This is a genomic window from Sphingobium scionense (genome assembly GCF_014197035.1).
In the GTDB taxonomy this organism is placed as follows: Bacteria; Pseudomonadota; Alphaproteobacteria; order Sphingomonadales; family Sphingomonadaceae; genus Sphingobium; species Sphingobium scionense.
In genome coordinates this window covers 278657-302719 of the sequence record NZ_JACIEU010000003.1, presented here as the reverse complement: position 1 = coordinate 302719, position 24063 = coordinate 278657, and the positions used below count along the sequence as shown (strand labels likewise).

18 protein-coding genes and 1 pseudogene are annotated in these 24063 nt (G+C 65.4%); 10 read left to right on the top strand and 9 right to left on the bottom strand.

Going from position 1 to position 24063, the window contains the following annotated elements; genetic code table 11:
• Positions 1-123 precede the first annotated feature (123 nt).
• From proS to phaR, 3 genes are all read right to left on the bottom strand, one after another.
• A complete protein-coding gene (gene proS / locus GGQ90_RS05030) occupies positions 124-1650 on the bottom strand; it encodes a proline--tRNA ligase (RefSeq protein WP_188081116.1) in 1527 nt (508 codons plus the stop codon).
• Positions 1651-1739: 89 nt separating this feature from the next.
• Positions 1740-2084, bottom strand: coding sequence for a hypothetical protein (locus GGQ90_RS05025; protein ID WP_188081115.1), 345 nt, complete (start codon positions 2082-2084; stop codon positions 1740-1742).
• Between the two features lie 6 nt (positions 2085-2090).
• A complete protein-coding gene (gene phaR / locus GGQ90_RS05020; protein ID WP_188081114.1) occupies positions 2091-2669 on the bottom strand; it encodes a polyhydroxyalkanoate synthesis repressor PhaR in 579 nt (192 codons plus the stop codon).
• A 124-nt stretch (positions 2670-2793) separates the two neighbouring features.
• Between phaR and GGQ90_RS05015 the strand changes: the two genes are divergently transcribed.
• The gene (locus GGQ90_RS05015; RefSeq protein WP_246428128.1) at positions 2794-3768 is read left to right on the top strand and encodes an alpha/beta fold hydrolase; all 975 of its coding nucleotides are present in this window, start codon (positions 2794-2796) and stop codon (positions 3766-3768) included.
• 50 nt (positions 3769-3818) lie between these two features.
• Positions 3819-4991, top strand: a complete 1173-nt coding sequence (locus GGQ90_RS05010) for an acetyl-CoA C-acetyltransferase (RefSeq protein ID WP_188081112.1) — start codon at positions 3819-3821, stop codon at positions 4989-4991.
• A 128-nt stretch (positions 4992-5119) separates the two neighbouring features.
• On the opposite strand, the pseudogene alr reads toward GGQ90_RS05010, so the two are convergent.
• The 3 genes and pseudogenes from alr to GGQ90_RS04995 form a co-directional block, all read right to left on the bottom strand.
• Positions 5120-6094: pseudogene (gene alr, locus GGQ90_RS05005) on the bottom strand (alanine racemase); the annotation flags it as partial.
• A gap of 27 nt (positions 6095-6121) precedes the next feature.
• Positions 6122-7711: an MFS transporter gene (locus GGQ90_RS05000; protein WP_188081110.1), complete on the bottom strand. Its 1590-nt coding sequence runs from the start codon at positions 7709-7711 to the stop codon at positions 6122-6124.
• A 247-nt stretch (positions 7712-7958) separates the two neighbouring features.
• The gene (locus GGQ90_RS04995; RefSeq protein WP_188081109.1) at positions 7959-10964 is read right to left on the bottom strand and encodes a TonB-dependent receptor domain-containing protein; all 3006 of its coding nucleotides are present in this window, start codon (positions 10962-10964) and stop codon (positions 7959-7961) included.
• A 363-nt stretch (positions 10965-11327) separates the two neighbouring features.
• Between GGQ90_RS04995 and GGQ90_RS04990 the strand changes: the two genes are divergently transcribed.
• Both GGQ90_RS04990 and GGQ90_RS04985 read left to right on the top strand, forming a co-directional pair.
• Positions 11328-12707, top strand: a complete 1380-nt coding sequence (locus GGQ90_RS04990; RefSeq protein WP_246428127.1) for an MFS transporter — start codon at positions 11328-11330, stop codon at positions 12705-12707.
• A 25-nt stretch (positions 12708-12732) separates the two neighbouring features.
• Positions 12733-14208: an aldehyde dehydrogenase family protein gene (locus GGQ90_RS04985; protein ID WP_188081108.1), complete on the top strand. Its 1476-nt coding sequence runs from the start codon at positions 12733-12735 to the stop codon at positions 14206-14208.
• A gap of 22 nt (positions 14209-14230) precedes the next feature.
• On the opposite strand, the gene GGQ90_RS04980 is transcribed toward GGQ90_RS04985, so the two are convergent.
• From GGQ90_RS04980 to GGQ90_RS04970, 3 genes are read right to left on the bottom strand one after another with little or no spacing between them, the layout of a single operon-like run.
• Positions 14231-15637 carry a M20/M25/M40 family metallo-hydrolase gene (locus GGQ90_RS04980; protein WP_188081107.1) on the bottom strand — a complete coding sequence of 469 codons (1407 nt, stop codon included), beginning with the start codon at positions 15635-15637 and terminating at the stop codon, positions 14231-14233.
• A complete protein-coding gene (locus GGQ90_RS04975; RefSeq protein ID WP_004212347.1) occupies positions 15634-15825 on the bottom strand; it encodes a ferredoxin in 192 nt (63 codons plus the stop codon). Before GGQ90_RS04975 ends, GGQ90_RS04980 begins: the two co-directional genes overlap by 4 nt.
• Positions 15822-17063, bottom strand: a complete 1242-nt coding sequence (locus GGQ90_RS04970; RefSeq protein WP_188081106.1) for a cytochrome P450 — start codon at positions 17061-17063, stop codon at positions 15822-15824. Before GGQ90_RS04970 ends, GGQ90_RS04975 begins: the two co-directional genes overlap by 4 nt.
• 369 nt (positions 17064-17432) lie before the next feature.
• On the opposite strand from GGQ90_RS04970, the gene GGQ90_RS04965 reads away from it, so the two are divergent.
• The 6 genes from GGQ90_RS04965 to GGQ90_RS04940 are packed head-to-tail and all read left to right on the top strand — an operon-like array spanning position 17433 to position 24048.
• The gene (locus GGQ90_RS04965) at positions 17433-18614 is read left to right on the top strand and encodes an acyl-CoA dehydrogenase family protein (protein WP_188081105.1); all 1182 of its coding nucleotides are present in this window, start codon (positions 17433-17435) and stop codon (positions 18612-18614) included.
• A 46-nt stretch (positions 18615-18660) separates the two neighbouring features.
• A complete protein-coding gene (locus GGQ90_RS04960; protein ID WP_188081104.1) occupies positions 18661-19812 on the top strand; it encodes an acyl-CoA dehydrogenase family protein in 1152 nt (383 codons plus the stop codon).
• A gap of 7 nt (positions 19813-19819) precedes the next feature.
• Complete coding sequence (locus GGQ90_RS04955) at positions 19820-20839, top strand: NADP-dependent oxidoreductase (protein WP_188081103.1); 1020 nt, start codon at positions 19820-19822, stop codon at positions 20837-20839.
• Positions 20840-20850: 11 nt separating this feature from the next.
• A complete protein-coding gene (locus tag GGQ90_RS04950; protein ID WP_188081102.1) occupies positions 20851-22059 on the top strand; it encodes a CoA transferase in 1209 nt (402 codons plus the stop codon).
• A complete protein-coding gene (locus tag GGQ90_RS04945) occupies positions 22056-22880 on the top strand; it encodes an HTD2 family dehydratase (RefSeq protein ID WP_188081101.1) in 825 nt (274 codons plus the stop codon). The genes GGQ90_RS04950 and GGQ90_RS04945 overlap by 4 nt, the downstream gene beginning before the upstream one ends.
• A gap of 13 nt (positions 22881-22893) precedes the next feature.
• Positions 22894-24048, top strand: coding sequence for an acyl-CoA dehydrogenase family protein (locus GGQ90_RS04940; RefSeq protein ID WP_188081100.1), 1155 nt, complete (start codon positions 22894-22896; stop codon positions 24046-24048).
• Positions 24049-24063 lie beyond the last annotated feature (15 nt).

Sequence of the window (24063 nt, the reverse complement as noted above, 5' to 3'; positions counted from 1 at the left end):
GGGTTGGCTGGAGGCACGTGACTCCAGCCAAGGGTGGGTCTGCCGCTTAGCGGCAGCATGAAGGCTCGCTTCGCTCGCCACCCACCCCTTAATCCCCTCCCTTTCAGGGAGGGGGGATAATGTTTAGTAGCTCCGGCCCACCAGCACGCGCTCAACCGCCGTATCGCCGGTGAAGATGCAGGCGCCGTCCGCCGCTTCGGCATCGGTCGGCACGTTGCGCAGGGTCAGCTTCTCGCCCTTGAGCCACTGCACCACCTTGTCCAGTTCCGCACCGGTCGGCTTGGCCCACTGGACCAGCGCCCAACCGGGCTTCTTGGACGCGTTGAAATAGCCCTTGAGCGCGTCGAGATCGGTGATCGACTTGTCGATATTGCCGTCCAGACGCGCCTTGGCATCGGCGAACAGCGAGGCCTGGATATCCTCCAGCATCGCGGTCGCACCGGCGACGAAATCACCCTTGGCGACGATCTGGCTGTCGAGCTTGCCATCCTCGCGATACAGGCGATCGCGGCGGATGACCGAGACATTGCCACCGGCAACGTCGCGGCCTCCCACTTCGATCACGATCGGCGCGCCCTTCTTGACCCAGCCCCAGCGCTTGGTCGCGGCCTTGGACGGGCGCTTGTCGAGCAGCGCGCGGACCGGCTCGCGGAACACGTCCAGGCCGTTCAGCTGGTTCACCAGATCGGTGCAATAGTCGACGATCGCAGCATCTTCCTCGGTGTCGCGCAGCATCGGCACAACGACCACCTGATAGGGCGCGACGCGCGGCGGCACGCGCAGGCCGTCATCGTCGCCATGGACCATGATCAGGCCGCCGATCATCCGGGTCGACATGCCCCAGCTGGTCGTCTGCGCCAGTTCTTGGCTACCTTCGGCATTCTGGAACTTGATATTCTGCGCCTGGCTGAAGGTCGTGCCCAGGAAATGCGAGGTGCCGGCCTGCAGCGCCTTGCCATCCTGCATCATCGCCTCGATCGAATAGGTCGCGACGGCGCCGGGGAAACGCTCATTTTCCGGCTTCTCGCCCGCCACCACCGGCAGGCCGACACATTCCTCGGCGAAGCTGCGATAGACTTCGAGCATCTTCATCGTCTCTTCCATCGCCTCATCGACGGTGGCGTGCGCGGTATGCCCTTCCTGCCACAGGAATTCGCTGGTGCGCAGGAACATGCGGGTGCGCATTTCCCAGCGGACGACGTTCGCCCACTGGTTGATCAGCACCGGCAGGTCGCGCCAGCTCTGGACCCAACGGCTGAAGGCGGCGCCGATCACGGTTTCCGACGTCGGGCGCACGACCAGCGGCTCTTCCAGCTTCGCTTCGGGATCGGGCACCATCTTGCCGTCCTTCTGGATCAGGCGATGATGGGTGACGACCGCCATTTCCTTGGCGAAGCCGTCGACATGCTCGGCTTCCTTCTCGAAATAGCTCAAGGGAATGAACAGCGGGAAATAGCAATTTTCATGGCCGGTCTGCTTGATCCGCGCGTCGAGCAGGGTCTGGATCCGTTCCCAGATGCCATAGCCCCAGGGACGGATCACCATGCAGCCGCGCACGCCGCTTTCCTCCGCCATGTCGGCTTCGGTGATGACGGCCTGATACCAGGCAGCGAAATCCTGTTCGCGGGTAACGTTAAGGGCGTGTTTCACGGGGTCTGTCGCCTGTATAAAAGTGGATGGCGCGCCATAGGCCAGACCCGCCATCCCTGTCGACCCCCAAGCATAGCGCCGGGCGGCCTTCAGCCCGCGTCGGCGCCCAGTCGTTCGAGCCAGGCCTTGGCCTGCTTGGGCTCGCCCACGGCATCGGCTGACGGCTTGCCGCGCGCGGCCAGAAAGGCGGGATGGAGGTCGAACGGCTCCAGCCCCAACGTGTCGCGCATGGTATCGATCTCTTCGGCCAACTCGTCGAGCTGCGCCAGCACCGGCGCAGTCTTGGCCCGCGCCGCGCGATCCTGCTGATGGTCGAACAGGCCCCAGCGCCCGCCAGCGGTCACGCGCAGCGCCGCAATCAGCGCCGCGCGATAGTCCTCTTCCAGCTCCGCCCGGCGGATATCCAGGCGCTCCAGTCTATCCGCCTTGGCCATATTGGATCAGCTCAGCTTGTCGATCTTCGCATTGAGCGCAGCCAGCTGCGCCTTCAGGATGGCGATCTCGTCATCCTTGCTCTCTTCGGTCGCGGCCGGGGTCGGGCTGGGCGTGGCGCCCGGCATGCCCGGCACACCATTGCCAAAGGCGCTCGCTGCCGCCTCGAACATCTGCATGTTGCGCTTGGCGATCTCGGCCAGCGGGCCGCCGCCAAAAGCACCCTTCATGGCTTCCTGGAACTGCTGCTGGTTCTTGCGGAAGGCGTCCATCGACGCTTCGAGATATTGCGGCACCATCGACTGCATGGAATCGCCATACATCGCGATCAGCTGGCGCAGGAAGTTGACCGGCAGCATGTTCTTGCCGCGCTGCTCTTCTTCCATGATGATCTGGGTCAGCACATTGTGCGTGATATCTTCACCAGACTTGGCGTCGACGACGACGAACTCGCGCCCCTCGCGAGTCATCTGCGACAAAAGATCCAGCGTGATGTAACTCGAAGTTTCGGTGTTATAGAGCCGCCTGTTAGCGTACTTCTTGATAATCACCGGTTCGGATTCATTAACAGCCTTCGATTTGGCCATGCCTGTCTCTCCCTCACCTGCTCCTTCCGCATTAGCACAGAGCGATGCCGCGCCGCAACATGGCCCGCGTCCTTTACCCCTTTTTCTCAATATTTTATGGCGCGAAACAGAGGGCGATCCTGATTTGCGCCGGCGCGCCTTCATCGGCCTGCGCCGATATCAGGAGGCCCGGCGCTCGCCTCAACCGGCTCCCGCGTCGCTCGCGGCTTCCGTCGGCAGCGCCCGTCTACTGCGGTATGCGCCTGATCCGATGGCGGAAAGCGATCGCGTACCCATCGTCTTCATCCCCTCGCTTATCAATCCGCCCCAGGTGCTGGACCTGTCGGAGAGCCGCTCCATGCTGCGCCATATGGCTGCAGCAGGCCATGACACCTATCTGGTCGACTGGGGCGCGCCGACCGCCACCGACCGCGCCCTCAGCCTGGACGGGCATGTCACCGACCGGCTGATCCCGATGCTCGCTGCATTGCGGCGCCCACCGATCCTGGTCGGCTATTGCCTGGGTGGCACGATCGCCATCGCGGCTGCAGCATTGCATCAGGTCGCAGCGTTGGCGACGATCGCCTCGCCCTGGAACTTTGCCGGCTTCCCATCCGGCGACCTTGCGGAGATCGCCGCTTTGTGGCGCGGTGCCAAGCCGGTCTGCGAACGCCTGGGCTATGTGCCGATGGAAGCGCTGCAATCCGGCTTCTGGGCGCTCGATCCACAGCGCACCGTGCAGAAATATGCCGCCTTTTCCGAAATGCCCCCCCACTCCGACGACGAGCGCGCCTTCCTTGCCGTCGAAGACTGGGCCAATGAGGGCGCGCCACTCACCTTTGCCGCGGGCCAGCAACTGTTCGAAACGCTCTATGCCGCAAATGCGAGCGGGCGCGGCCATTGGCGTGTCGGCGGCGTAATTGTCGATCCTTCCGCACTCGCCTGCCCCACCCTGTCGATCGCATCGGCCACCGATCGAATCGTTCCTGCCGCCGCGGCGCCGACCCTTACGGAAAGCCGGATATTGAACCTCGGCCATGTCGGCATGATATTGAGCCAGCGGGCGCCTGAGCTGCTGTGGCATCCGCTCTCCCTTTGGCTTTCGCAGCATGGCGGATGATGTTATGTGCGCCTGCGAAAACAACATTACCACTAGTGAGGATCAAGGCTTTGTCAGACATCGTCATTACCGCTGCCAAGCGCACGCCCGTGGGCAGCTTCCTGGGGGCGTTCGGATCGACCCCGGCGCATGAACTGGGCCGTCAGGCCATTCTCGCCGCGATCGCGCAGGCGGCCATTGCGCCGGAAGAAGTGGACGAAGTGATCCTCGGCCAGGTGCTGGCTGCCGGCCAGGGCCAGAACCCGGCCCGTCAGGCCGCCGTCAACGCCGGCATCCCGGTGGAGCGGACCGCGATCGGCCTCAACCAGCTGTGCGGATCGGGCCTGCGCGCCGTTGCGCTCGCGGCCCAGGCGATCAAGGCCGGCGATGCCCGCATCATGGTGGCCGGCGGCCAGGAAAGCATGTCGATGGCGCCACACGCGCAAAATCTGCGCGGCGGCACGAAGATGGGTCCGGTCAGCCTGGTCGACACGATGATCCATGACGGCCTGACCGACGCCTTCAACAATTATCACATGGGCATCACCGCCGAAAATCTGGCGGAGAAATATCAGATCAGCCGCGACGCGCAGGATGCGTTCGCCGTCGCCAGCCAGAACAAGGCGGAAGCCGCACGCGCATCGGGCCGCTTTGCCGATGAAATCCTGCCGGTGACGATCAAGGGCCGCAAGGGCGACACCATCGTCGACCAGGACGAATATATCCGCGCCGGTGCCACGATCGAGGCGATGCAGGCGCTGCGCCCGGCCTTCAAGAAGGACGGCAGCGTCACCGCCGGCAATGCCAGCGGCATCAATGACGGCGCGGCCGCACTCGTGCTGATGAGCGCCGACGACGCCGCCAAGCGCGGCTCGGTCATCCTGGGCCGCATCGCCGGCTTCGCGACCTGTGGCGTCGATCCGTCGATCATGGGCATCGGCCCGGCGCCGGCAAGCCGCAAGGCGCTGGAAAAGGCGGGTTGGACGGTCGCCGACCTCGACCTCATTGAAGCGAACGAAGCCTTTGCCGCACAGGCGCTGTCGGTCGGCCAGGAACTGGGCTGGGATCCGGAAAAGGTGAACGTCAATGGCGGCGCGATCGCCATCGGCCACCCCATCGGTGCGTCGGGCGCGCGCGTGCTGACCACCCTGCTGTATGAAATGGCCAAGCGCGACGCGAAGAAGGGTCTCGCCACCCTGTGCATCGGCGGCGGCATGGGCGTCGCCATGTGCATCGAGCGCTAAGCTCCAGGCCGAATATCTAGAAAAGGGCGCCGGTCTCGCGATCGGCGCCCTTTTTCCTGTCAGGCCCAGACGCGGTCGAACCGTTTGCCAAGGCCGGTCAGCAACTCATATTGCGACAGGCCCGACGCCTGCGCTGCGGCTGGCAGCGCATAGTCGATCGTCAGCCAGTCGCTCTCCGCGACATCCGGTCGCGCGCCGACATCCACCGCCAGCAAATCCATCGATACCCGGCCCAGCACCGGCAGGCGGACGCCATCGACCAGCGCCGTGCCGCGCCCCGAAAAGCCGCGCAGGTAGCCGTCGGCATAGCCGATGTTGAGGATCGCGATTTCCATATCGCGCTCGGCGCGATGGGTCGCGTTATAGCCGATCGTGTCGCCCGCGATCACCGAACGGCGCTGCAATATCTGGGCCTGCGGCTGCACGACCTGGCGCAGATGCCCGGCAGCGTCCCGGTGCGGCACCCCGCCATAAAGGGCAATGCCCGGCCGGGTCAGGTCGAAGCCATAGTCCGGCCCCATGCAGATGCCCGCGCTGTTGGCGAGGCTGTAGCGCTGGGCCGACACGACGGCACGCACCTGTCGGAAACGGGCCAGTTGCATCGGGTTGAGCTCGCTATCCTCGTCGGCCGAGGCGAGATGGCTGAGCAGCGTGACAATCTCCAGCCCTGCGGCCAGTTCGCCGAGGTCCGCCCGCCAGTCGAGCCCCAGCCGGTTCATGCCGGTATCGATCATCAGGTCGCAGGCACCACCGCCCGCCGCCTTCCAGCGCGCGACCTGCCCCGGCGTGCAAAGCACCGGGCGCGCCCGCGAGGCCAGCGCCTGCGCCATATCCTCGTCCCGCACGCCGTGCAGGACGGCGAAGTTCACACCGTCCATCTGCGCTTCGAGCGCCGCCGCCTCACCCCAGTTGGAGACGAAGAAGTCGCGGCACCCCGCTTGTTTCAGCAGTTGCATGACGCCGGCCGCACCCAGGCCATAGCCATCGGCCTTGATCGCCGCGCCGCAGGCCGGGGCGCCGCCCTGCCGCGCCAGCCAGCGCCAGTTGGAAAGCAGCGCGTCGCCATCGAGGCGCAGGCGGAGCGGAGCGATATAGCCAGTCATTGCCCGCAGCCGATAGCGCGCCGGGGATCAAGCGTCGAGGGGGCGCCCCCTGGTTTCCGGCAAGGCGACGAGGCAGGTGACCAGGGCCAGCGCCACCACCGCGATGGTATACCACAGGCCGGCATAGGGATCGCCGGTGCGCGCGACGATATATTGGCTGACCAGCGGCAGGAAACCGCCGAAATAGCCAGTGCCGATATGATAGGGGATGGAGAGCGACGAATAGCGGATGCGCGCCGGGAAATATTCCGACAACAGCGCCGCCACCGGGCCATAGGTCGCGCCCGACAGGGTCCAGAGCAGGAGCAGCGCGGCGAAGAGCATCATCGCGCGCGGCCAGTCGGGGCGGACGACACCGAAATCATAGCCCTGCGCCGTCAGCGCGGCATCGATCCCGTCACTGCTGATGTCCGCCACGGCCACGCCACCGATGCTGACCGACGGGGTCGCGCCGCTGCGCTTGTCATAGGGAATGCCGCGCTTGGAAAAATGATCGAGCAGCTTGCCGCAGGCGGTCGGCTGCACCTTGGCAAAGGGATCGAAGCGACAATCGGGACCGCTCACCAGTACGGGTGCCCGCGCCGCCGCCTGCGTCAGTGCCGGGTTCGCGGTCGCGCCCATGAATTGGTAGAGTGGCATGACCAGCAGCAGCACCAGCGCATAGCCGATGACGATCGGTTTCTTGCGCCCGATCTTGTCGGACAGCCAGCCGAAGAAGATGAAGGCACCCATGCCGGCAAAGGCGCTGCCGCCGACCAGCAACTGGGCGATGCCCGGCGCGACATGCAGGCTGCTCTGAAGGAAATAGAGCGCCTGGAACATCACCGTATAGGCAATGACGGTGAAACCCGCCGCGATGCCGATCATCGCCACCAGCATCCGCTTCCTGTTGCCCGGCGCGGTGAAGGCTTCCTTCAGTGGGTTCTTCGCCTGCTGCCCGGCCTTCTTCATGGCGGTGAAGACCGGGCTTTCGCGCAGCATCAGCCGCATCCACAGCGAAATGGCGAGCAGCGCGAGCGAGAAGATGAAGGGAATCCGCCAGCCCCAGGCGTCCCATACATCCATGCCCACGATCCACTGGGTGCCGACCACGACGATCAGCGACAGGATGAAGCCGCCGATCACCCCGGCCTGGATGAAGCTGGTATAGAAGCCGCGCTTTCCGGCCGGGGCATGTTCGGCGACATAGATGGCCGCGCCGCCATATTCGCCGCCCAGCGCCAGCCCCTGCGCGATCCGCAGCGCGATCAGGATGGCCGGCGCCGCCACGCCGATGCTGGCCGCCGACGGGGTGAGACCCACGCCTGCCGTCGCCAGCCCCATCAGGACGATGGTGGCAAGGAAGGTATATTTGCGCCCCAGCCGATCGCCGAGATAGCCGAACAGCATCGCTCCGATCGGTCGGAAGGCGAAACCGATGGCGAAACCGGCGAGCGTGTAAAGCAGCTCGACGGTCGGATTGTCGGTCGGGAAAAATGTCCGGCCGATGATCGGCGCCAGCACGCCATAGATGTAGAAATCATACCATTCGAAAACGGTGCCCAATGCCGAAGCAGTGATGACCAGCCGGTCCCGCTTCGCATCCATCACATAGTCGCCCCCGACCCCCTGCGTCATCCCGCCCCCTTAACTTCGCATATTTCCCGCATATTTTGACATCTTCATACGCCAACGGGAAAGGAAATTTCCAACCGCGCATGCACGACAAGCCAGGGCATAGCATAGGGCCGCCGATGTAGGACAGTTTCGCGATCCCCGGCCCGCGCCATCAACCACGCCATCGCCGAGCAAAAAAAGGGTTGCCGGAGGCCCTCCAATCGGACCTCCGGCAACCCGCCCTATTTCCCGACAAGGATGCAAACCGTCAGAATTTGAAGCGGACACCCGCGGTGAAGGCGCGGCCGATAAAGTCGTAGACCGCGATATTGGTGGGCAGGTTCACGCCCGGCACGGTGCCCGGAATGATCGGCGGCTGCTTGTCGAACAGATTGTTGACGTTGCCGAACAGCTCGAAATTGCCATTCCCCCTGGGCACGGTGAAGCGCACCGACAGGTCGGTATACCAGACCGCCTTCACCTTATCGTCGACGAACTGGATCGGCACCGGGCCACCCGGAATGTCGAGCCGCATCTTGTGAATATATTGTTCCGACAGGGTGATGCCGAACGGGCCGTTGCTATAGTCGACCGACAGGTTGCCGCGCCAGCGCGGGAAGCCGGTCGGATTGCTGCCCACCACGCTGACACCGGCATAATGGGCGATCGGCGCGCCGGCATATTGCTGGGCATCGAACTTATCGAGATAGTTCATGTACAGCCGCAGACCCAGCGCGCCATCGCCCACCGCCGTGCGATAGCTGGCGTCGAAATCGATGCCGGCGGTTTTCAGGAAGGCGATGTTGGCCGGCACGATATGCACCAGCGACGGCAGGCTGGTCGGCGTGGCGCGGTCGATCAGGCCGCATTCGGCCACGCCCGAACCGCCCGCATTATAGCAGTTGGTGATGATCTGCTGCGACGACAGGCTGTCGATCAGGCCGGTGACCTTGATCTTGTAATAATCGACCGACAGCGAGAAGCCCCGGAAGAAGGAGGGGGTCAGCACGCCACCGATTGTCAGCGTCTTGGATTTCTCCGGCTTCAGATTGGCGTTGCCGCTGGTGACGGTATTGACATTCTGGTTGAGGCCGCTGCCATAGCTGCCGTCTGCGGTCTGGAGATCGTTGACGATGCCGATCCCGCTCTGCGCGCCCGAATAGAGTTCGAACAGGTTGGGCGCGCGGATGTCGCGTGACAGCGTGGCGCGCAGCAGCAGGTCATCGACCGGCTTCCAGGTCGTGCCAACCTTCCAGGTTTCGACCGTGCCAGACGTCGAATAGTCGGTGATGCGCCCCGCGCCGTTGATGCTGAGTTCCCGGAAGAAAGGCTTGTCCTTCAGGATCGGCACCGCCAGTTCGGCATAGGCCTCCTTGACGTTCAGGCTGCCTCGCGCCGTGCCGACATTGGTCAGCCAGTAGAAGTTGGTGGTGGCCGGCACGCCGCGCAGGCCGGCGAAATAAGCGCTGCGCTCGGCCGCCGTGTCGAGCAGCGACGGATCGGCATTGCTGGTGAGGTTCAGCTTCTGCTTGCGATATTCCGCGCCGACCGCGAAGTCGACCGGCCCGGCCGGCAGGTCGAACAGGCTGCCATTCAGGTTCACGGCAAAGCTGTCCTGGCGGATGATCGCCTTGTAACGCGACGTGCCGGTGGCATAGGCATAGCCTTCGGGCGTCGACTTGGACGGATCGCCATGCAGCACGTCGATCGGCTTGCAGCCTGCATATTGGCTGGCATAGGTCGGATCGAGCAGCACGCGGCAGGTGATCTGGCCAGTGCTGGGGTCGACCACCGCGTCGGCGGCGGCATAGAGCTTCTTGCTGTCATAAAGGCCGGAATTGGCCAGAGTGTGCTTGGAGTCGCCATGCGAGTAAGTGGCGCTCCAGTCCAGCCCGCCCAGCTTGCCGGTGAAGCCGGCATTGACCATCCAGTAATCGGTGCGTTCCTTGGCGATGGCGGTCGGCTGGCCGGCATCATATTGGCCGACGGTGTAGCTGTCCGTCGCGGACGTCAGCGCCGAATTCAGCGCGGACGACAGATAGGGATTGCCCTTGTAGATGGTGACGCCCTGCGACGAGGGGACCAGCGCGTTCACCTGGGTCGAATATTCCAGGTCCGAACGCGACCAACTGCCCTGGACGAAGGCATTGATGTCATCCGTCACATCATAGCTCAGGCGACCGAAGGCCTGATAGGTAGTGAGCGGGATGACCGCCGCGCCGGTGGTCGGGATCTGGTAGCCGTCGCCGCCCGACTGGAAGCCGGTCGTGCCGACCGCCGTGCCGGTGTTGAACGGCCGCGTCGTGCCGTCATTGTTGATGACCTGCCCGACATAGGGATTGCCCGCCACGCTGGAGGCGGTGATGCGGCCGTTGGGGGCGAGCGCCGAAATCAGGATGTCCGACCCGATCGTGTAGGGATTGCGCGCGCCGCCGGGCGCGCAGACCGAAGCCGGCTCGCTCGCCAGCTTGGTGCAGCCCACGACGCTGCCGACATAGCTATAGCCCTTGGTCGCATAGTCGCGATCGCTGCGCAGCATGCCTTCGTTGTTGGAATATTCCCCGCTCAGCAGGATATGGCCGCGACCGCCGGCAAAATCCTGGCCGACCGCCAGGCCGAGGCGCTGGTTGGCATTGTCGCCCTCGTCGGAAATGCCCGCCTGGGCAACGCCCTTGATGCCGGTGAATTTCTTGTCGAGCACGAAGTTGACGACACCCGCGACCGCGTCAGACCCCCATTGGGCCGAGGCGCCACCGGTCACTACGTCGACGCGCTGCATCAGCAGTTGCGGCAGGACATTGGTGTCGATCGTCCCGATATATTCGGTCGGCGACACGCGCATGCCGTCGAACAGGATCAGCGTGCGCAGCGGCCCCTTGGGATTGGCGCTGGGCGTGCCCAGACCGCGCAGGTTGAGCACGTTGCCGTGGATCGGCGCGTTCGAGAAGTTCGACGCCGACTTGGACGGGCTGAGCGAATTGGAGAATTGCGGCAGCTTGTTGAGCGCATCGGGGATGCTCGACGGCGTGGTCCGGGTCAGTTCCTCGGTCGTTGCCACCGTCACCGGCGTTGGCGCGGTATAGCCATCGCGCACGATGCGCGATCCGGTCACGACGATGTCGGACGTGCTGACCGGGGCAGCATTGCCCTGCTCGGCCGCCTGTTCGGGCACCGGCGCTGCCGGCATGGCATCCTGCGCCAGCGCGCTGCCCGTCATGGCGACGATGCTGGCGCCGATCGCGAGCGACGACGCAAAAATCTTGTGCTTGGACATTGGTCTTTCCTCTCCCTGGACACAATGTGTCGGCTCTTCGGCCCACACCTGTCATTATTATCCCGGTGTGCATTTTTATTTCTATCGCTCCGGCGGTGGATGTCAACTAAAATTGCACCATAGGTAAATGTTTGATCGTGCAGGAATCCGCCCCTTGCCCCGACGGAAATCCGCTCTTCAGATAAGGGCAGCCGTCAAAACAGCAGAACGGCCCCGTTCACATATTGACCTATAGTGCAAAAATGTGCGTTATGCCGGCAACAGATCGTGCCGCTCCCCGGACCAGGCACGACGATCAGGATGGAGAAGGTTGGTGTCGAGCCTGCACAACAGAGAAACGGTCATGATCAGGGCGCCCCACCGATGAGCGAACCTGCCTTGCCCATGCCATCTTCGCCGTCATCATCAGCGCCGATCGACAGCTCTACGCCGCCGCCTGCGCCGGCTACAGCCGCCTATCCCAGCCCGGCCATGGGCTGGCTGACCGTCGCGATCCTGTTCCTGCTCTATATCCTGTCGCTGACAGACCGGAACATCATGGCCCTGATGGTCGGGCCGATCAAACAGGATCTGGGCCTCTCCGACCTCCAGATCAGCCTGCTCCAGGGACCCGCCTTCGCCGTCCTCTTTTGCCTGTGCGCCATTCCGCTCGGCATGGCGCTCGATCGCTTCAGCCGCCGCATCGTCCTCTATCTGTCGGTCACGGTGTGGAGCATCGCCGCTGCCTCCTGCGGCCTCGCCGGCAGCTTCATCGGCCTTGCCATGGCGCGCGCCGGCGTCGGCGCAGGCGAGTCGGGCTTTGGCACCGGCAGCTATTCGGTGGTCGGCGACAGCTTCCCGCCGCACCGCGTCTCGCTCGCCATGTCGGTCTTCATCATGGGCGGCGTCATGGGCGCGGGCATCGTCTTCCTGCTGGGCGGCCCGATCGTCGGTGCGGCGATGAAGGCCGGCCCCGCCACCTGGCCGCTCATCGGCACGCTCCAGCCCTGGCAACAGGTGTTCATCATGACCGGCGCGCCCGGCATCCTGCTCGCCTTCCTCGTCTTCCTGTTCCGCGAGCCGCCCCGGCGCAAGGCCGTGAGCGCGGGCGCAGGCTATGGCGAGGCCTGGGCCTATATCCGCCGGCACAAGCCGCTCTACACCGCTGCCTTTGTCGGCTTCGGCCTCGCTTATGCCGCCACCATCGGCTTCCAGCTCTGGACCCCGGTCTATCTCGCCCGCCTCCATGGCTGGCAGCCGGCGCAGATCGGCCCGGTGATCGGCATCGCCCAGATCGCCGCCGCCGCGCTGATCCCGCTCCATGGCTGGACCGTCGACCGCCTCTATCGCCGGGGGCGCAAGGACGCGCATCTTGTCTGGTGCCTGTTCACCGTGCTGGCCGCCGCGCCCTTCGGCATCGCCGCCTTCCTGGTCGCCAGTCCCTGGGCAACGGTCGTCTGCTACTGGTGCTTCATGGCGCTGATCCTCTCGACCGCCAGCATGGGACCGGCCACCGTGCAGGTCGTCACCCCGGCCTATCTGCGCGGCCGCGTCTCGGCGCTCTATGTGCTCGCCTCGGGCCTCATCGCCATGGCCGGCGGCCCGGCCTTCATTGGCCTCGTCACCGACAAATTGTGGGGCGACGAGATGAAGGTCGGCCTGTCGCTCATCACCAGCGTCTTCTGTGTGCTGTTGCCCGCCGCCCTTCTCTTCGCCCTCGGCCGCGCGTCGATGCGCCGCGCCCATGAAGGCGAGCCGGTCTGACCGGCCGTTCCCGAAAGGACATAAGATGATCGAAACCCGCCGCCCCGCCTTCATCGACGGCAAGCCCAAGCAGTTGCTGATCGATGGCCAGCATGTCGACGCCCTGTCGGGCAAGCGTTTCCAGAGCTTCAGCGCGTCCACCGGCGAACTGGTCGCCGAACTCGCGCTGGCCGGTGCCGAGGATGTCGACCGCGCCGTCCGCGCCGCCCGCGCCGCCTTCGAAGGGCCATGGAGCCGCTTCAAGCCGGCTGAGCGCCAGGCGGTGCTGCTGCGCCTCGCCGATCTGGTCGATGCCGAGTTTCAGGATCTCGCCCTGCTCGACGTGATCGAGATGGGCCGGCCGATCACCGCCGCCATGGGGCTGCGCGGCATGTTGCAGCGATCGCTGCGCCATTTCGCCGGCGCCGCCACCGCCATCCATGGCGAGACTTTGTCCAACAGCTTCCCGGTCGATCTTCTCTCTTACACATTGAAGGAGCCGGTCGGCGTCGTCGGCGCGATCATCCCCTGGAACGGCCCGCTGTTCAGCGCCGCGTGGAAGGTCGCCCCGGTACTCGCCACCGGCTGTACCATCGTGCTGAAGCCAGCCGAGGATGCCTCGCTCAGTCCGCTGCGCTTTGCCGAACTCTGCCTGGAGGCCGGCGTGCCGCCCGGCGTCGTCAATGTCGTCACCGGCGCAGGCGAGACCGGTGCCGCCCTTTCCGCCCATCCGGACGTCGACAAGATCGCCTTCACCGGCTCGTGCGAAACCGGCCAGCGGATCATCGCCGCTTCGGCCGGATCGGTGAAGAAGGTGACGATGGAACTGGGCGGCAAGTCGCCCAACATCATCTTCGCCGATGCCGATCTCGACGCCGCGACCCCGGCCGCGGCCATGGGCGTGTTCAACAATTCGGGCCAGGTCTGCGCCGCCGGCACCCGCCTGTTCGTCGAGCGGCCGGTCTATGAGGAGATGGTGCAGCGCATCGCCGCCTTCGCCGCCAATCTCAAGATCGGCCCCAGCCTCGATCCCGAAACCGTGATCGGCCCGCTGGTGTCGGCCAGGCAGTTCGCCCGCGTCTCCTCCTATCTCGACCTCGGCCCGCGGGAGGGCGCCCGGCTCGTCACCGGTGGCCATCGCGTCACCGGCGGCGCGCTCGACAAGGGCCATTGGGTCGCCCCGACCATCTTTGCCGATGTGACCGACGAGATGCGGATCGCGCGTGAGGAGATTTTCGGCCCGGTCTCCTGCATCCTGCCCTTCGACAGCCTGGACGAGGTGATCGGCCGCGCCAACGCCACCCGCTTCGGCCTGGCCGGCGGGGTGTGGACGCGCGACATCGGCAAGGCCATGACGGCAGTCAAGCGCATCCGCGCCGGCTCCATCTGGGTGAACCATTATTTCGCCATGGACCCGTCGGTCCCGTTCGGCGGCTACAAGATGAGCGGCTATGGCCGCGAGGGCGGCGCCGAACATATCGACGCCTATCTCCAGACCAAGGGCGTGTGGATCCGCACCTGATCACCGCCAACCGAGGGGCCGGTCAGCGCCCCTCGGCATAGGCACGGATCAGCGCATAGAGATAGTCGCGCCCGTCATAGACGCTCTTCACCCTGATGCGCTCGTCCACGCCATGCGCGCCATTGCCGTCGGGATCGAGAAAGATGCCCGGCACGCCATAGGTCGGGATGCCCGCCGCGCTCAGATAGCGGCCATCGGTGCCGGCGGTCAGCAGGTTGGGCACCACCGGAATGCCGGGAAAATGCCGCTGCGCCAGTTTTTCGGCCGGTCCCATGATCCGGGGATCGAGCGGCGGCGGCACAGCCGGCGCGCCCTTGTCGCCCTTGTGCGTCAGGGCGATCCCCGACGGCAGCGCCGACCGTAGCTTCGCCTCGACATCCTCCACCTTGTCGCCCGGAAACAGGCGGCACTGGATCGTTGCCTGCGCCCGCTGCGGCAGTGCATTTTCGGCGTGGCCCGCCTCCACCTGCGTCGCGACACAGGTGGTGCGCAGCATCGCATTATAGGTGACGTCGCCCGTCACCGTCGCGACCGTCGCGTCGTCGTCATGCCCCTGCCCCAGTCGCTCCATCGCCTGCCCCATCGCGCCGCCGACGATCGGCGCCATGCGGGTAAAATAGCCGCGATTGGTCGGATTGAGCTGCATCGGGAATGCCAGCCGTCGCACCGCCGCCAGCGCATCGGCCAGCTCATAGATCGCATTGTCGGGGCGCGGCCGGCTGCTATGGCCGCCACTGTTACGCGCCTCGATCGTGAAGCTCTGCGCATATTTCTCGCCCACCGCCAGATAGAGGGCGATCGGCCGGCCATCCTTGTCGCTGATACCATAGCCGCCCTCGTTCAGGGCAAAGCCGGCCTGCACCGCATCGCGCCGATTGCGCAGCAGCCAGTCGACCCCGTTCACCGCGTCGCCGCTCTCCTCGCCACAGGTCAGCGCCACCTTGATCGTGCGCCGGGGACGAAAGCCTGCCGCCTGCATCCGGATCAGGCTGTCGATCCAGATTGCCGACAGCGCCTTGTCGTCGATCACCCCGCGGCCGATGAAATAGCCCTTCTCCTCGGTCAGCCGGAACGGATCGCGCGGCCAATCCTCGCGCCGGGCAGCGACTACATCGATATGATCGACCAGCAGCAGCGGCGCGGCGCGCGGATCGCTGCCCTCGATCCGCGCGATCAGGCCGCCATCCTTCGGATGTCCCTCCGGCACGAAGACTTCCGCGCGGTCCGGCCCGAAGCCCGCCTTTCGCAGCCGATCGAGCATCCTGCCCGCCGCGACGGTGCAACTGCCGGTCGGCGCGCTGGTATCGGTCTCCACCAGTTCCCGATAGATATCGCGAAAGGCGATCTGGTCGGGGCGCAGCTCCGCCGCCATAGCCGGGCCGGATGCCAGCGCGACAAGGCCACCAAGGGCCTGCAGGGAAGCCCTCATTTCTGGATGTCGAGCGCGCGTTCGGGGCAGGATTTGGCGCCCATCCAGGCCAGCCTTTCCTGCTCTTCCGGCACGTCGATGTCGCCGGGCATGATATAGCCCTCGTCGTCCAGTTCAAAAATGTCGGGCGCCATCGCCCAGCAGCGGGCATGGCCCTGGCATTTCTCGCGATGCACGATGATCTTCATGCCGCATCCTCCTGCGACCAGTCGAGGATGAGATTTTCGATCCCGAACACATGGCCGCCATAGGTGACCGGCGCGGTGCCGGACTTGATGCGGAAGGTCGGGATGCGTTTCAGCCACTCCTCCAGCCCCACGACGATCTCGCGCCGCGCCAGATGCGACCCCAGGCAGCGATGCGGGCCATAGGCAAAGGCGGTATGGCGATTATCTTCGCGGGCAAGGTCGATGCGCGCGGGATCGGCAAATTCCAGCGGATCGCGATTGGCGATCATCGTCGCGCAGGACACATAGTCGCCCTTGCGGATCGGCGCGCCCTCGAAATCCACATCCCTGGTCGCGACCCGGATCATCTGCACCGTCGGATAGGCGCGCAGCAATTCCTCTGCCGCCAGCACGATCCGCTTGGGGTCGTCGCGCAGCCATTGCTGGTCCGCCTGATGCCGCGCCAGATAGTTGAGGTCAAAGCCGATCGCGGCGGCCACCGTGTCCAGCCCGGCGATGAACAACAGCACGCCCGTGCCCCTGATCTCCATGTCGGTCAGCGGCCGGTCGTCGATCCGCGACTGCACCAGGAAGGACATGAAATCATCGACCGGCTGCCGACGCCGATCGGCCGAGAGTTCGTCGATGAAGGCGACGATGGTGCGCGCCGCCGCCGGCCGCTTCACATTGTCGCCATGCAGCAGATCATTGGCCCAGCCGACAAATTCGTCGAGCCGATCATCCGACAGGCCCAGGAAGCGCAGGAAGATATTGACCGCGAAGGGGAAGGCGAAATCGGTCATCACATCGCAGCTGGTGCCCGCCGCGGCGATCCGGTCGATCAGCACGCTCGCCCTTTCGCGCACCGCCGTTTCCAGCGCCATCACCCGCTTGGGCGACAGCAGCGGATTGAGCAACGAACGGAACTTGCCATGTTCGGGCGGGTCCAGCTCCAGCGGGATCATCTGCCAGCTTTCGCCCAGCGCCGAGGCAAAGATGCTGCGATGGCTGGAGAAGGTTTCCGGGTCTTGCAGCACCCGCCGCTGATCCTGGGCACGGGTGATGACCCAGGTGCCCTTGCCGTCGCGGGTATTGACCGGCGAATAGAAGATGCGCGGCCCGTCATGCACCACCGCACTCGCCGCCTGCGGATCGCCATTGGGGGTCGGCTCCAGCCCCGGCGAGCTGAACAGGCTGAAATTGCCGATCATGTCGGGCGGCACATGCGCCGGGATCGGACGGGCGGCCATGGTTTCCATACTACGCTCTCCTGCAGCGGTAGCCAGTTCTCACGCCACGGCGGACCGGCCTTATCAATTTTGCATTATGGTATAGTTTATGAACAGGCGACCGGCTGTCAATCGGGCAATCGTCGTTACGATATTTTCCTGCGCGCGCCCCATGAGCGCCACCGCATTTCCGCGCTTTTCCGCCATATTGCGCAAAATTCGTGATTTCTGTTACGGATGAAAATTATCCTTGAGTGCAAAATATAACTAGCCACCTGTGCAATATTGACCTAAGGAATCGGTCATGGATCGCAAGCGGCCATCCGAAAGCCGCGAGCAGCCCGACGGTCATCGCCGGACGGCGCGCTCGCCTTTCGAGCAGAACAGGGATGTGAGTGGATGGCGGAAATGGAGCCCATCGATAGAGAAGAATTCCGGCAGGAGGCGCGCGCCTGGCTGAAGGCGAATTTTCCGCCGGCGCTGACCAATGTGCCCGGCCTCCTCTTCCAGGGCGACGCCCATGCTGCCGCCGCCAATGACGATTATCAGCTCTGGCGCCAGCGCATGACCGACAAGGGCTGGGGCGTTCCCACCTGGGCGCCGCGCTATGGCGGCGCCGGCCTCACCGAAGCGCATGGCAAGATCATCGGCGAAGAACTGGCGGCGATCGGCGGTTTCAACCCGATCCGCAGCTATGGCACGATGATGCTTGGCCCGACCCTGCTGGAATATGGCGACGAAGCACAGAAGCTGGAACATCTGCCCTTCATCGCCAGCCATGAACGGCGCTGGTGCCAGGGCTTTTCCGAACCCGGCGCGGGGTCTGACCTGGCCGCGCTCCAGACCAAATGCATCGACATGGGCGACCACTGGCTGGTCAGCGGCCAGAAGATCTGGACATCGGGCGCCGACCAGGCCGACTGGTGCTTCGTCCTCGTCCGCACCGACACCGAGCGCAAGCAGGGCGGCATCAGCTTCCTGCTGGTCGACATGCAATCCGAAGGGATCGAGGCCCGGCCTATCGTCCTCATCAGCGGATCGACCCATTTCTGCGAGGTCTTCTTCAACGATGTGAAGGTGCCCAAGGGCAATCTGGTGGGCGAGGTCAACCAGGGCTGGACCATCGCCAAGCGGCTGCTGCAATTCGAACGCAACAGCCTGTCGGAGGTAAAGGCCGACATCACCCCCCTCGCCCCGCTCGCCCATGACTATCTGGGCACGGACGCGCTGGGGCGGGTCGACAGTCCGGACCTGCGCGCCCGGATGGTGCGCAATGCGATGCGGCATGAAGCCTATATGGCGACCGTGCGCCGGCTCGCCGCCGAGGGGAAGAATGGCGGCCCCAGCCATGGCGTGTCCGCGCTCAAGAATTTGTGGTCCGGCATCATCCAGGAACGGGCCGAACTGCTGGTCGAGATCATGGGCGCCTATGGTCTGGGCTGGGCCGGCGATCCCTACAGCGCGGCCGAGAAGGAAGCGACGCGCGCCTGGCTGCACAGCAAGGCCTTCTCCATCTACGGCGGCAGCTACGAGGTGCAGAACAATATCACCGCCAAGCGCACGCTCGGCCTGCCGGGCTGAGCATGGGCGAGGACGAGAGAAAAGACAGGATGCGGGAGGACGCGCCGTGGCGGTGCTGAACGAAGAACAGACGATGCTGAAGGACATGGCGTCACAATGGGTGCGCGACCGCCTGCCCGTGACCGCGCTGCGCGGACTCTACGATCATGGCGGCGGTGGTCTCAGCGGATCGGATGGCTATGATGCCGAAGCCTGGGCCGAAATGGCACAGATGGGCTGGTGCGGCATCATCGTGCCAGAAGCCCATGGCGGCGCCGATTTCGGCTATCTCAGCCTTGGCCTGGTGATCGAGGAACTGGGACGCACCCTGGCCGCCTCGCCGCTCATCAGCTCCGCGCTGGTCGCTGCTTCGGCGCTGCGCCTCGCGGGAACGCAGGATCAGCAGGCGCGCTGGCTGCCCGGTATCGCCGACGGATCGCTGATCGGTACGCTCGCACTCGACGAAGGCCCGCATCATGCGCCCGAGCGCACCGCACTCGCCGCCACAGCTTCGGGCGATGGCTGGACATTGTCGGGCACCAAGCGCCCGGTGCAGGACGGCATGATCGCCAATCTCGCTATCGTCGCCGCACGCACCAGCGGCGCGCCGGGCGATCGCGACGGTCTGACCCTGTTCCTGGTGCCGACCGACAGCGCCGGACTGGAACGGCAGCCGCTCGACCAGATCGATGCCCGTCGCCCGGCCCTCTACCGCTTCGAGAGTGTCAACATCGCTGTCAACGACGTGCTGGGCGAAATCGGCAAGGCCGCCGACCTGATCGACGCGATCCGCGACCGGGCCGCGATCGGCATGGCGACCGAAATGCTGGGCAGCGCGACCCAGGCGTTCGACATCACGCTCGATTATCTCAAGACCCGCGTCCAGTTCGGCGCAATCATCGGCTCCTTCCAGGCGCTCCAGCATCGCGCCGCCGAACTGTTCGGAGAATTGCAGCTGACGCGATCGGCGGTCGAAACCGCGCTCGCGGCGATCGATGCCGACGATCCTGCGCTCCCCGCCCTCGCCTCGCTCGCCAAGGCGATCGCCGGCGAGACGCTGCATCGGATTTCGTCGCAGATGGTCCAGTTGCATGGCGGCATCGGCATGACCCATGAACATGATGCCGGCCTCTACCTGAAGCGCGCCCGCGTCGCCGAGCAATGCCATGGCAGCACCGCCTGGCATCGCGAGCGCTGGGCGCGGCTCAATGGCTATTGAGGGGCCGATGACCATGCAATCGCGCGAAATACAGTTGAAGCGCCGGCCGGTCGGCGCCCCCGTGGCGGAGGATTTCGCCACCGTCGAACAGGCCGTGCCACCGCCCGGCCCCGGCGAGGTACAGGTTCGCAACCTCTGGATGGCGGTCGACCCGGCGATGCGCGGCCGGATGAGCGACGCCAAAAGCTATGTCCCGCCCTTCGCCCTTGATACGGCGATGGAGGGGCCGGCGATCGGCGAGGTGATCGTTTCCAACGATCCGGCCTTCGCGCCCGGCGACCTGGTCTTTTCCCGGCTTGGCTGGCGACAGGCGTTCAATGCCCCCGGCACCGCGCTCCAGCATCGCGACCGCCAGGCCTTGCCGCCCCAGGCCTATCTCTGCTTCGCCGGCATGACCGGCCTCACCGCCTATGCCGGCCTTATCCGTATTGCCGAATTGCAGCCGGGCGACACCGTCTTCGTGTCGGCCGCGTCCGGCGCGGTCGGGTCGATCGCCTGCCAGATCGCGCGCAACATGGGGTGCAAGGTGATCGGATCGGCCGGCGGCCCGGACAAGACCGCCTTCCTGCACGATGTGCTCAAGGTCGACGCCGCGATCGATTACAAGGCGGAGCCGAACCTGACCAAGGCCCTCGCCCGCGAAGTCAAGGCGATCGGCGCCAGCGGCATCGACGTCTATTTCGACAATGTCGGCGGCGATCATCTGCAGGCCGCCCTGTCGCTCGCCAATGATTTCGCACGCTTCGCCATCTGCGGCATGATCTCGCAATATAATGTCACCGATGCGCCGACCGTGCCGCGCAACCTCACCATGCTGATGACCAAGCGCATCCGCATGCAGGGCTATATCGCGCTCGACCATATGGATCTGGAGGCGGAGATGCTGGAACGCATGACCGCCTGGAACCAGGCCGGCCAGATGGCCTCGGCCGAAACCGTCTATGACGGCATCGACAAGGCGCTGGACGCCTTCTGGGGCCTGTTCTCAGGCGCCAATATCGGCCGCACCATGGTCAGGCTGGGCTAGGGGGAAATTCCATGTACGACATGCTCAAGGGCCTGCGTGTGGTAGAGGGCGCCGCCTTCATCGCCGGCCCGTCCTGCGGTCTGCATCTGGCGCAGATGGGAGCGGAGGTGATCCGTTTCGACGCGATCGGTGGCGGCCCCGACTATCGTCGCTGGCCGGTCGCGCCATCCGGGGCCAGCCTCTATTGGGAGGGCCTCAACAAGGGCAAGAAATCGATCGCGATCGACCTTGGCCGTCCCGAAGGACGCGAACTGGCGGTCGCCATCGCCACTGCGCCGGGCGACAATGCCGGCCTGTTCCTCACCAATTATCCGGTGAAGGGCTTCCTCAGCCATGACGCGCTGGCCGCGCGCCGTGCCGACATCATCAGCGTCCGGGTGATGGGCTGGGCCGACGGATCGCCGGCCGTCGATTACACCATCAACGCCGCCGCCGGCGTGCCCATGATGACCGGCCCGGCCGACGATGACCGACCGGTCAACCATGTCCTGCCGGCCTGGGATCTGCTCGGCGGTGCCTATGCCGCCTTTGCCATGACGTCCGCCCTGCTGCGCCGGCGCGCGACCGGCCAGGGCGCGGAAATCCGCGTGCCTCTGTCGGACCTCGCGGCCTCCACCCTGTCGCATCTGGGCTCCGTGGCGGAAGTCCTGTCGGCAGGCGACCGCCCGCGCATGGGCAACGACCTGTTCGGCGCCTTCGGCCGGGATTTCCTGACCGCCGACGGCAAGCGACTAATCGTCGTCGCCATCACCCCGCGCCAATGGACCGGCCTGCTCAAGACGCTGGACCTTGGCGAAGCCATTGCCGCGCTGGAAAGCGAAACGGGTGCCAACTTCGCCAAGGATGAAGGCGCGCGCTTCACCCACCGCGCCCGGCTCTTCCCCTTGTTCGAAGCCGCCTTCTCCGCGCGCAGCAGCGATGCCTTGAAACCCGCCTTCGACGCGGGCGGCGTCACCTGGGGCGAATATCAGTCGCTGCATCAGGCCGTGACGCAGGACGAGCGGCTGTTCACCGCCAATCCCCTGTTCGAGACGATCGCCCATCCCAGCGGCCTCACCTACCCGACGTCCGGCCCGGCCGGCACGCTGGCCGGCGAGGCGCGCGGCGGCGTCGGCACGGCCCCGCGCCTTGGCGAGCATAGCGACCAGATATTGAGTGGGCTGCTCGGCCTCGACAGCGGCGCGATCGGCCGCCTCCACGACGAAGGACTGGTCGCATGACCCTTTCCCCATCCGATATCGCCCATTGGCAAACATGGGTCGGCAGGACCGAGAGCCGGACCGAGATGCTCGACCGGGAAGCGCTGCGCCGCTTCGCCGCCGCCATCGGCGAGCCGCTCGATGTCGAGACAGTCCAGCCCTCGCTGGCCCATTGGGCCTTCTTCCTGCCGGTGGCCGCCGCCGACCAGATCGGTCCGGACGGTCATCCCAAACGCGGCGGCTTCCTGCCGCAGATAAGCCTGCCCCGCCGCATGTTCGCTGCCGCCGAGATGCAGTTCCACGCGCCTCTGATGCTCGACTGGGAAGCGACCCGTACCTCGACCGTGCTGGATATCGCCCACAAGAGCGGCCGCAGCGGCGAGCTTGTCCTCGTGAAGGTCGGCCACAGTATCGTCCAGGCCGATCGCGAACGGGTGAGCGAGGTGCAGACCATCGTCTATCGCGACACCGGCGCGCCGACGCCCGCAATCGTCCCCACGACCGTTGATGCCGGCTCCGACGATGTGAACTGGGCGCCAAACAGCGTCGACCTGTTCCGCTTCTCGGCCGTCACCTTCAACAGCCATCGCATCCATTATGACCTGCCCTATGCGACAGGCGAGGAGGGCTATCCCGGCCTGGTGATCCACGGCCCCCTCACTGCCGCCAGAGTGTTCGGCCATGCCCGGCGCGGCGGCCGCAGCCCGACCCGCTTCGCCTTCCGCGCTGTCGCGCCGGCGTTTGCCGGCCAGCCGGTGCTGCTGCGCGAGGATGAAGCCGGCCGCTGCCGCGCGATCCGCTGCGACGGCAGCGACGCGATGGTCGCCGACATCGGATATTGAGAGGAGATTTTTCATGGACGCCGAGACGTTCGACCTGTTCCGCACCACCGTCCGCCGCTTCGTCAGCGAAAAGCTGATCCCGGCCGAGGACGCCGTCGAGGAAGCAGATGCCGTGCCCGAAACCATCATCCAGCAGATGCGCGACATGGGCCTGTTCGGCCTGTCCGTGCCGGAGGAATTTGGCGGCATCGGCTGCACCATGGCGGAGGAAGCGGCGATCATCCGCGAGATCACCCGCGCGTCGGTCGTCTTCCGCTCCGTCATCGGCACCACCGTCGGCATCGGTAGCCAGGGCATCGTCATGGACGGGACCGATGAGCAGAAGCGCGAATGGCTACCCAAATTCGCCACCGGTGAAGCGATCGCCAGCTTCGGCCTGACCGAGCCGGAGGCTGGGTCCGACGCCGGTTCGCTGCGCACCGTCGCTATCCGCGACGGCGACACTTACCGCATCACCGGCACCAAGCGCTATATCACCAACGCCCCGCGTGCCAGCGTCTTCACTTTGATGGCCCGGACCGAACCGGATGTGAAGGGCGCGGCCGGCATCTCCGCCTTCATCCTGCCCGCCGGCACGCCCGGTATCAGCTTCGGCAAGCCCGACAAGAAAATGGGGCAGAAGGGGTCGATCACCACCGACGTGATCCTGGACGATGTCGTCGTGCCGGCCGCCAACATCATCGGCGGCGTGCCCGGCCGTGGCTTCAAGACCGCGATGAAGGTGCTGGATCGCGGCCGCATCCATATCGCGGCGGTCGCGCTCGGCATGTGCCAGCGGCTGATCGACATGGCCCTGCAATATGCGATGGAGCGCAAGCAGTTCGGCCAGCGCATCGCCGATTTCCAGCTGGTCCAGGCGATGCTTGCCGACATGAAGGTCGACATGCTGACGACCGAGGCACTGATGCAGTCGGTCGCTGCCAAGTTCGACGCCGGCGAGCCGGTCAGCCTGGAATGCGCCGCGCTCAAATATTACGCCTCCGAAGCCGTCGGCCGGATCGCCGACCGCGCCGTCCAGATCTATGGCGGCGCCGGCTATATGGCCGAGTATAAGGTCGAGCGCTTCTATCGCGATGTCCGGCTGCTGCGCATCTATGAAGGCACCAGCCAGATCCAGCAGACCATCATCGCCAAGCAGATGATCCGCCAGGCCGAAGCGGCCGCCTGATCCTCCCCATTCCCG

Coding starts and splice junctions, on each gene's coding strand:
- GGQ90_RS05025 (WP_188081115.1), bottom strand. CDS start 2,084: ATGGCCAAGGCGGATAGACTGGAGCGCCTGGATATCCGCCGGGCGGAG.
- GGQ90_RS04945 (WP_188081101.1), top strand. CDS start 22,056: ATGACCCTTTCCCCATCCGATATCGCCCATTGGCAAACATGGGTCGGC.
- GGQ90_RS04995 (WP_188081109.1), bottom strand. CDS start 10,964: ATGTCCAAGCACAAGATTTTTGCGTCGTCGCTCGCGATCGGCGCCAGC.
- GGQ90_RS04990 (WP_246428127.1), top strand. CDS start 11,328: ATGAGCGAACCTGCCTTGCCCATGCCATCTTCGCCGTCATCATCAGCG.
- GGQ90_RS04940 (WP_188081100.1), top strand. CDS start 22,894: ATGGACGCCGAGACGTTCGACCTGTTCCGCACCACCGTCCGCCGCTTC.
- phaR (WP_188081114.1), bottom strand. CDS start 2,669: ATGGCCAAATCGAAGGCTGTTAATGAATCCGAACCGGTGATTATCAAG.
- GGQ90_RS04950 (WP_188081102.1), top strand. CDS start 20,851: ATGTACGACATGCTCAAGGGCCTGCGTGTGGTAGAGGGCGCCGCCTTC.
- GGQ90_RS04975 (WP_004212347.1), bottom strand. CDS start 15,825: ATGAAGATCATCGTGCATCGCGAGAAATGCCAGGGCCATGCCCGCTGC.
- GGQ90_RS05000 (WP_188081110.1), bottom strand. CDS start 7,711: ATGACGCAGGGGGTCGGGGGCGACTATGTGATGGATGCGAAGCGGGAC.
- GGQ90_RS04970 (WP_188081106.1), bottom strand. CDS start 17,063: ATGGAAACCATGGCCGCCCGTCCGATCCCGGCGCATGTGCCGCCCGAC.
- GGQ90_RS04985 (WP_188081108.1), top strand. CDS start 12,733: ATGATCGAAACCCGCCGCCCCGCCTTCATCGACGGCAAGCCCAAGCAG.
- GGQ90_RS04955 (WP_188081103.1), top strand. CDS start 19,820: ATGACCATGCAATCGCGCGAAATACAGTTGAAGCGCCGGCCGGTCGGC.
- GGQ90_RS04980 (WP_188081107.1), bottom strand. CDS start 15,637: ATGAGGGCTTCCCTGCAGGCCCTTGGTGGCCTTGTCGCGCTGGCATCC.
- GGQ90_RS04965 (WP_188081105.1), top strand. CDS start 17,433: ATGGCGGAAATGGAGCCCATCGATAGAGAAGAATTCCGGCAGGAGGCG.